This is a genomic window from Rhizobium sp. FY34, assembly GCF_005222845.1.
Lineage (GTDB): Bacteria > Pseudomonadota > Alphaproteobacteria > Rhizobiales > Rhizobiaceae > Neorhizobium.
Window position 1 is genome coordinate 1 of sequence record NZ_STFZ01000003.1, and the last position, 8,601, is coordinate 8,601.

At 57.4% G+C, this 8,601-nt stretch carries 8 protein-coding genes; 5 read left to right on the top strand and 3 right to left on the bottom strand.

The window, feature by feature from the left end; translation table 11 throughout:
- Positions 1-576 precede the first annotated feature (576 nt).
- Complete coding sequence (locus E8M77_RS01850) at positions 577-888, bottom strand: hypothetical protein (protein WP_137128919.1); 312 nt, start codon at positions 886-888, stop codon at positions 577-579.
- A gap of 70 nt (positions 889-958) precedes the next feature.
- Positions 959-1,744, bottom strand: coding sequence for an SDR family NAD(P)-dependent oxidoreductase (locus E8M77_RS01855; protein ID WP_137128920.1), 786 nt, complete (start codon positions 1,742-1,744; stop codon positions 959-961).
- Positions 1,745-1,989: 245 nt separating this feature from the next.
- Between E8M77_RS01855 and E8M77_RS01860 the strand changes: the two genes are divergently transcribed.
- From E8M77_RS01860 to E8M77_RS01875, 4 genes are all read left to right on the top strand, one after another.
- Positions 1,990-2,790 carry a BtpA/SgcQ family protein gene (locus tag E8M77_RS01860; RefSeq protein ID WP_137128921.1) on the top strand — a complete coding sequence of 267 codons (801 nt, stop codon included), beginning with the start codon at positions 1,990-1,992 and terminating at the stop codon, positions 2,788-2,790.
- A 14-nt stretch (positions 2,791-2,804) separates the two neighbouring features.
- Entirely contained in the window at positions 2,805-4,313 is a 1,509-nt protein-coding gene (locus E8M77_RS01865; RefSeq protein WP_137128922.1) for an FGGY-family carbohydrate kinase, read from the top strand.
- Positions 4,310-4,993: an HAD family phosphatase gene (locus E8M77_RS01870; RefSeq protein WP_137128923.1), complete on the top strand. Its 684-nt coding sequence runs from the start codon at positions 4,310-4,312 to the stop codon at positions 4,991-4,993. Before E8M77_RS01865 ends, E8M77_RS01870 begins: the two co-directional genes overlap by 4 nt.
- A 141-nt stretch (positions 4,994-5,134) precedes the next feature.
- Entirely contained in the window at positions 5,135-5,968 is an 834-nt protein-coding gene (locus tag E8M77_RS01875) for a DeoR/GlpR family DNA-binding transcription regulator (RefSeq protein ID WP_137128924.1), read from the top strand.
- Between the two features lie 67 nt (positions 5,969-6,035).
- Here the strand turns inward: E8M77_RS01875 and E8M77_RS01880 are convergent, their stop codons facing one another.
- Complete coding sequence (locus E8M77_RS01880; protein WP_137128925.1) at positions 6,036-7,232, bottom strand: amidohydrolase family protein; 1,197 nt, start codon at positions 7,230-7,232, stop codon at positions 6,036-6,038.
- A gap of 185 nt (positions 7,233-7,417) precedes the next feature.
- On the opposite strand from E8M77_RS01880, the gene E8M77_RS01885 reads away from it, so the two are divergent.
- Positions 7,418-8,491, top strand: a complete 1,074-nt coding sequence (locus tag E8M77_RS01885; RefSeq protein ID WP_246659084.1) for a questin oxidase family protein — start codon at positions 7,418-7,420, stop codon at positions 8,489-8,491.
- The last annotated feature ends 110 nt before the right edge of the window (positions 8,492-8,601 follow it).

Below are 8,601 nucleotides of genomic sequence, written 5' to 3' on the forward strand. Positions count from 1 at the left end.
CCAGCGCCGGGCGATCCAGGTGCTGATCGTCAACATGGGGGGCAACATTGGACGCCGATATGGGGTCAACTTTCCGCGCCGATTGACATTCAGGTGATGCTGATTGTCAATGAGAAGGCCATGGGCGAGAGCACTGCGGCCGGTGCCGATGCGCTGGCGGCTGATGTTATCTTGTGACGGGTAGGATGAGGTCAGCTTCTGAGGCAGTCTCGGTGCGTGGTCGCGGTCATGGATCCCTCGTTCGCATGATTGGCAATTGTCATGGTCAAGATAGCGATCCCTTCCAACGAAGAGAAAGACTGGTTATTCTTTTTCTATGGACTAGTAGATTAATATGCTGAAATGGCGCGACAGCTTGGCTACCGTTTCCAATGACTGGGTTGTCAAGGACCGTGAACCGCTTGCTGCATACAGCTGCAACCGCCTGCTGTTGTGTAGGCATCCGATTCAGGTCTTATTTTATAGGAATTCCTCGACCTGTCACTTTGCCAGCCGATCGTGACAATTTAACCGGCGCAAACCGCCAATATGTTCCATAAATTAGATTATCACGCAAATAGTTTAGCTGGGTACATTCTATATCGGAAAGGCCAGTTTCGCTGGCAACAGCGTCCCTGACGAAACATAGTTGACGTCAATAGCCGATGGCGATGCGGAGAGAATGGCGGAAAGCAGGCGCTGAAGAACCACGGCTCGATGTTTTGGACTGTCCCCGCCCACAGTTGAGATCACAAGATGCGCCCGGTGCTTGCTCAATTCATCCCAGGCCGTTGGCCAGGACCACGCAACGTGAGACGACACTTCGCACACCTTTGTAACATGTCCCAACGTCGCAATGAGCACATCAGGATTTTCGTCGGCGATGGCCCGCGCCAGATATTCAATCATATCCTCTTCGCTGTTGAGCTATTCCCAAACCTCAAACCTGCTAATCAAGCCCCCATAGTCCCGACGCCTGTCAGGTCATGTAGACGCCGCCTGTCACGTTTATGCCTTGACCGGTCATAAAGCGGGCGCTGTTCGAGCATAGGAAGACCACCACGTCGGCAACATCCTCCGGGGTCTCGATGCGCCCCAATGGTGTCTGCCCGACATACTCGCTGAACACCTGTTCGGCGCTGATGCCGCGTAGATTAGCCTCCCATTCGATCTCCCGGCTCTGCATGCCGGTCTTGACAAAACCCGGACACACCGCATTCACGCGTATGCCTGTCGGAGCCAGTTCGCGCGCGAAAGCTTGCGTCCATCCCAGGACAGCAAACTTGCTGGCTGAATAATGTGCCAGCAGCGGCGCGCCGACTTTTGCGGCAAGGGATGCCGTGTTGACAATGCATCCGCTTCCCTGCGCAACCAGATGGCGACCGGCAATCTGATTGGTTAGAAAAATGCCGCGCGTGTTGACGTCAAAGTTGAAATCCCATTCGTCATCGGTCAATTCCAGCGCTTTCTGCATTGTCGAAACACCAGCATTGGCAATGACGATCTCGCAGCCTCCGATCAATGAAAGCGCCTTGGTGAACGCGGTTTCGACGGACGCGCGATGACGAACATCGATTTCCACAGCCACCGAACCACGGCCGATCAATTGTGCCGCGCGGTCTGCGGCTGCAGCGTCAATATCGGCGATCGCGATGGTCACGCCCTGCGCCGAGAGCGCCTTTGCTATAGCAAAACCGATGCCGGTAGCGCCACCGGTCAGAAATGCGCGACGCCCCTCAAGCTCGGGGAAAACGGGCTGTTGCATGGTTGCTCCATATTATCAATTCTTCAAAACGTATCAAACAAAATCTAACCCATCAAATGTTTTTTTTGTTTGATTAGGTTCGTTTGGTTGTTTATGTTCCGGTGGATGACTGGCTAGGCGCGGATGAAAAACGCTGGCGGGTCAATGCCTAAGCCTCCCGCGTCTCAAGGAGTGCTCCAGGCAATGAACAGAAGCCGCTCTCGATAATCGGGCGGCACAACATGGCGTCGCCGAAGGATTTAGTGATGGTTTTTGAGTGTTTTGGAGATCGCAAGAAGGCCGTCATCGCCATGGCCCATATCGGTGCCCTACCCGGTTCGCCGCTTTACAACGTCGATGGTGGACTGCAGAAGCTGATCGATGACGTTGCCTCCGACGTCGAGAAGCTTCAGGCCGGCGGTGTCGACGCCATCATGTTCGGAAACGAGAACGATCGCCCTTACGTGTTCAAGGGGTCGCCTGAAAGCATCGCGGCAATGACCGCTATCGTGCAGGCCACCAAGCCTCTTCTGAAAGTGCCTTTCGGCGTGAACTATCTCTGGGATCCTCTGGCGAGCGTCGCAATCGGCGCAGTGACGGGTGCAAGTTTCGTGCGCGAGATCTTCACCGGCTTGTTCGCATCCGACATGGGGCTCTGGCAGCCCGATTGCGCCAGCGCTGCCCGTCTTCGCGCCAATCTCGGCCGTAGCGACATGAAAATGCTATTCAACATCAACGCCGAGTTCGCTCATTCGCTCGATCAGCGCCCGATCGCTTTGCGCGCCAAGAGCGCAGTGTTTTCCTCGATTGCCGACGCCATCCTGGTTTCCGGTCCCATCACGGGACAGCCCGCAAACCAATCGGACCTGCGCGAGGTTTGCGAGGCCGTCAAGGATGTGCCTGTCTTTGCCAATACTGGCGTCAACATCGACAATATCCGCGACATTTTCTCCATGGCGCAGGGCTGTGTGATCGGCACCCATTTCAAGGTTGACGGCAATACATGGAATGCTGTTGACGCCAACCGCGTCAAGCGGTTCATGGATGTCGTGGAATCGCTGCGTTAATACGGGAAATTACCATGACAGCGGTCATTGGGCTGGATATCGGCACGACATCGACCATCGGGATTCTCGTCGATCTGCCGGATCGGATCCTTGCCACGGCGTCCCGGCCCGTGACGCTTTCCTCGCCCCAGGCTGGCTGGGCCGAGGAGAATCCCCAGGATTGGTGGGCGAATGTCTGCGCCATCACTGAGGAGCTGCTGACGAATTCCGGTTTTGCCGCGTCTGATATCGCCGCCATCGGGGTGACGGGCATGCTGCCTGCGGTCGTTCTTCTCGACAGTGAAGGTATCGTCCTTCGCCCAAGCATTCAGCAGAGTGACGGTCGTTGCGGCGCCGAAGTCGAAGAGTTGCGGGCTGAATGGGATGAAGCCGATTTTCTCAAAAGAGCAGGCAACGGTATCAACCAGCAGCTCGTGACTGCCAAGCTCCGCTGGATTGAAAAGAACGAGCCGGATGTATTTGCCCAGGTAGCAACCGTGTTGGGTTCCTACGACTACATCAATTACCGCCTGACCGGCATACGGGCCGTCGAGCAGAACTGGGCATTGGAGGCCGGCTTCGTCAATGTCGCGACCAATGCCATCGACGATGAACTCGTCCATCTGGCTCACGTCGATCGGAGCGTTGTGCCGCCGAAGCGTGCGTCCTCGGAAATCATGGGGCATGTGGATGCTCGCGGATCGGCCGAGACCGGGCTCGCGATCGGTACACCGGTTGTCGGCGGTGCGGCCGACATGATTGCCTCTGCCCTCGGCGCGGGCGTGACCGATGCGGGCGACGTGCTTTTGAAATTCGGCGGCGCGGTGGACATCCTGACAGCGACCGACATCGTCAAACCGGATCCACGGCTTTTTCTCGACTACCACCTCGTGCCTGGGCTCTACATGCCGAACGGTTGCATGTCGACCGGAGGATCGGCGCTGAACTGGTTTGCGGAAACCTTTGCCGGCGGCGAGCGCGCGACGGCCCTGGCGAACGGGCACAGCATTCATCAGCATCTTGATGCGCTTGCCAGCCGCAAGCCAGCCGGCGCCGACGGCCTGACAATCCTGCCCTATCTGCTTGGCGAGAAAACGCCCATTCATGATCCGGCGGCGCGAGGTGTGATCGAGGGCCTGACGCTGTCCCACGACATCAGCCATATGTGGCGGGCCCTGCTTGAATCCTATGCTTACGCGATCCGTCATCATATCGATGTATTGGTTGATATGGGGCATGAACCGAAGCGCTTCATTGTATCGGACGGGGGATCTCAAAGCACGGTCTGGATGCAGATCGTTGCGGATGTGCTCAATGCGCCGCTGCAGCGTCTTTCCGGCCATCCCGGTTCCTGCATCGGCGCCGCTTGGGCTGCCGCGATCGGCGTTGGTTTGGAAAGTGACTGGCGTAGCGTGACCCGTTTCGTCACCTTCTCCGACATTCTGCAGCCAAACGGCGAAAATGTTGCCACTTATGAGGCCGGTTATCACCGTTACCGCGAGCTTTATGAGCGCCTTGCGCCGGGTTGGAAACGTTCTGAATGAGCCGGTCACGGTTTTTAGCCGTCGCTTGGGATATAGATGGCACGCTTGTTGACAGCGAACCTCTCCACCATCGCGCACTGGTGGCGGCATCGCTGGAATTCGGTACGGATCTTCGCGATCTACCCGACATGGCGTTTCGGGGAATCCATATGGGCGATGTCTGGCTCATTCTGCGCGACAGGCTGCCGCCAACACTGCAGGAGGCAGATTGGATCGAGGCGATCAACCGCCACTATGTCGCGGATCGCAGTTCCCTCGTTGCCATCCCCGGCGCAGTGGAGGTTGTCCGCCACCTGCATCGTCTGGGAATACCCCAGGTGTGCGTTTCCAATTCATGCCGAGCGATCGTGGATGCCAATCTTGATGCGCTCGCTATCACATCCTGTATCGACTTTTCCATCAGCCTGGATGACGTCAGCGAGGGAAAGCCTTCGCCTGTTCCCTACCGCATGGCTGTTGAGCGGCTCAATCTTGCGCCAGAAACCGTTGTCGCGGTTGAAGACAGCAATACGGGCGTTCGCTCGGCGCATACAGCTGGTCTTTTCACCCTGTTCCTCAAAACCGCTGAAAACACTGGCCATGCGGAAATCGACGAATACGTGCCGGCGCGTATCATCGACAATCTCTCTCTCCTGCGCGAGTTTTTCGTCACTGAACATGTGCTTTCCCCACAGGCGTGAGAAATGTGCACCTGTACATCCAGGCAAGCTCCGGCGTACCCTGAAATGCTATTGTATGTTTGATTCGAACATACCATGTTTGCAGCAGTGGTCCTGAGATGCACAGGAGACTGATCAGAGCCAGAACGAGACAGAGGCCAGATGACAAGCGAGCAGTCCGTATCGAAGCTGAACGAACGTCCTAAATTCCTGGCGCAGGTGAGGCAGGCGGCGATTGTCGGCGAAATCAGTCGTGTCGGGTCCGTTACGGTCAGCGATCTCGCCCAGCAGTTGGCCGTCTCGGAGATGACGGTCAGGCGCGATCTTGTCGAACTTGAAAAAGACGGCAGGCTGATCCGCACTCATGGCGGAGCTGTCAAGCCAGATAGGGCGCCCACAATGGCCGCGACCGTTGCCTTTGACGGGGAGGAGCCGGCCTTCGACGCTCGCCTGGCACGCAACGTTGCTCTCAAGCGGCGGATTGCTGTGGCTGCGGCAGAACTGGCAAATGGCGCTCGCAGCATCGCGCTGGATGTCGGAACAACTACCTATTTTGTCGCCGAAGCACTCGCCCCGCGCGCTCAGGCCAAGATTTTTACAAATAGCATTCGTAGCGCCGCTCAACTGTCCGGCAGAGGCGTGGAGACCTATCTTGCAGGCGGCAGGATACGCGGCGAAGAAATGTCGACCAGCGGGCCTTCTGCTGTCGGCCAGTTCGAGATGCTGTGGTTCGATATCGCTTTCGTCGGTGTATCGGGGCTCACCTCGGATGGTGTTTTCGATTATTCATTCGAGGAAACAGATATGAAGCGTGTCTATCTCACACGCGCTTCGCGCAAAATTGTGCTGTGCGATTCGACGAAGTTCGATCGCATGTCGCTCGTGCTGGTCGCCGGTCTCGGAGAGTTCAACACCCTGATTTGCGACGAGGCACCGACGGGTCCACTTGATAGTGCGTTGAAGAAGGCCGGTGTGGAAGTCATCGTCGCCAATTGACTGTGCTTTCCGCCTGAAAGCAACAGCGGCTGTCGTTCCCGATAGCTGGATGGAGATAGACGGCGCCTCAGCAGAGACGGCCATTGCGCGCAACGAGCCGTCCCGACTTGTAAACGCACCGATCGCGCGGGTGAGAGACAACCGCTTCGGCGACATGTGCTGCATCCAGCACGACAAAGTCTGCGCGGCAGCCGACAGCAAGCCCATAGCCATCAAGGTTCAGGGCGCGGGCTCCAGCCGATGTGACCACGTCAAACGCCATTTCAAGCTCTGCGTCGGTATAGAAGCCTGAACGATAGCCAATCATCATGGCCCGCCCCAGCATATCGCCATCGCCGTAAGGCCACCAGGAATCCCGGATATTGTCACTGCCACCGAAGACCGTCACGCCCTCGGCGCGCAACAGCGCGACGGGGGGGAAATTGACTGCACCGGGCGCGTTGGTCATGATCGAGACGCCGCTTCGTGCCAGCCGTTCTCCGGCTCGGCGAGCTTCATCCGGGCCTACATCACCCAAGGCATAGGCGTGGCTAACCGCGACATGCCCCTGCATTCCAAGCGACACCGTGCGACTACAGATCTCCTCGAGGGTAAAAATTCCGAGCGACCCGCCGTCATGCAGATGAATGTCGATAGCGGCACCATGTGTCTGGGCAAGGCCGAACACGACATCCAGATGACCATCCACATCGCGATCGAAGCTTCCCGGATCAAGACCGCCGATGAGATCTGCTCCCATATGCAGGGCCTCATCGAGCAAGCCAGGGGTTCCGGCGCTCTTCAGAATGCCGCTTTGTGGAAAGGCGACCAGCTGCACGTCGATGAGATCCCGAAAGGTTTCGCGCACCCGGAGAATCGTTTCCAGCGACCGCAGGCCTACCGAGCCATCCACCATCACGTGACTGCGCAGGGACGTTGTTCCGTTGGCAATGCAAAGTTCAAGCTGCTTGCGGGCACGAACTTCCATCGGTTCGGCGACAGCCATGTTGTCGTGCTGGAAGGTAACGCGTTCATGCACGTCGAAACCTGCAGTACAAGGCTTATGACTGATCCATGGGCCACCGTAAAAGCTGGTATCGAGATGGACATGACCCTCTGTAAAACCCGGCAGGACCAATCGTCCGCTAAGATCCGTTATGGTATCAGGCCGCATCTTCACGTGGCCGTCATGAGGTGTCATCGCCTGGATGCGACCAGCGCTCACCGTGATGTCGCACAACTGGCCACTCCCGAGCCGGGCATTTGCAAAGACCGTTTCCGTCATGTGGTCCTTCGTCGATGTTTGATGCGCACTCCGGGAAGTGGCCGGACTTCCCAATCAGCTATCACGAATGCCGATCATGATAAAGGTTGCAAATTGTACTTATATGTTCGATCTTGTTTATATCCATCGGAAAGGAACAGATCGGATGGATGATTTTAGAGCTTTTCATATGACAGGATATGACCATGCCACAAGCAATGACGGCGCAATTGGCTGGGGGGCCATATCCCGACGCGCGCACCGAGAGTTGCCTTCGTACCCTGATTGCCGGCGTCGGTCGATACAGCGGCGAATTTCCGGTTGATCTGGCAAACCATCTGCCGATGGTTCTGGAGGCTATGGGCCGGCTTGGCGCATCTCCGGCCCGGCTTGAGGACTATGCCGAACATTACACGCGCGTGCATGCCGTTCCTTTTCCGCCGACGCCTGTCGCCACTCTGGGCGAGGCAACCTGGATTGAGGCGCTTGGCCATCGGGAGCGTGAAAGCGATCTTCGACTATTCTTTGAAGGAATTGTTAGGAAAACGGGCGGTCCCGCTGCCGTGCGCCGCTATCTGCCCGTGCTTTCTCCGGGTGTTGCGGCATCGGCCACCCATGGCCTTATGCGGCTGGCCTATGCGCTGCTGCGCAATGACGATGCAGAGGTGGCCGCTGCACTTGGCTATTGGGCGGCGACCTACCTCGCCTATGACGGCATTCCGAAGGATCGTATCGCGCATGTGACGGATCCGGTCGCGCATCTCGCCGCAATGGCTTTAGAACCTGAATTGCAAAATATAGAAGCACCGACGCATCTCTTATGGAGATGGATCGAGGCCATGGGTACCATTCCAGCGTTTCAGGATCGTCTGGGGCAGATTGTCGCCCGCCCCGATAGCCTCTATCGGATGAGGCACGGGGCGCTTGCACTTTATGCCGCAACGATGAGCTTCGAGGCACTACACGCGGTGACCGGATGTCATTGGCTGCGGCTGGTCAGCCCGCATCTGGATGAGCCACAGCGTCTGGCCGTCCATTTCTGGGAGGTTGTCTTGGCGCTCTACACCAAGATCGGCATGCCGCCACTTCCATCTGTGGAGGCTCTGGAAGCATGGCGCAATCTGCCGCTGCCTGGGGATCAGGATATTGCTGCGGCGGCTGTCGCCTCCAATGATGAACACGACCATTCGCTGGTCTTCTCTGCCTTTGAGGAATATCGCCACACTGGCGACCGGCTTTACAAGGTTGTGGCGGCGCGACGGGTAGGCTTGATCGCTTGAGGGGCCTTTCATCGACCGGCGAGCTAGGGTCTGTGGGGATTCACAAATCAGCGCGAATGTGATTCACGCTTTGGATGGATCGTTTTGTACTGACAGACGCCCAATGGGCG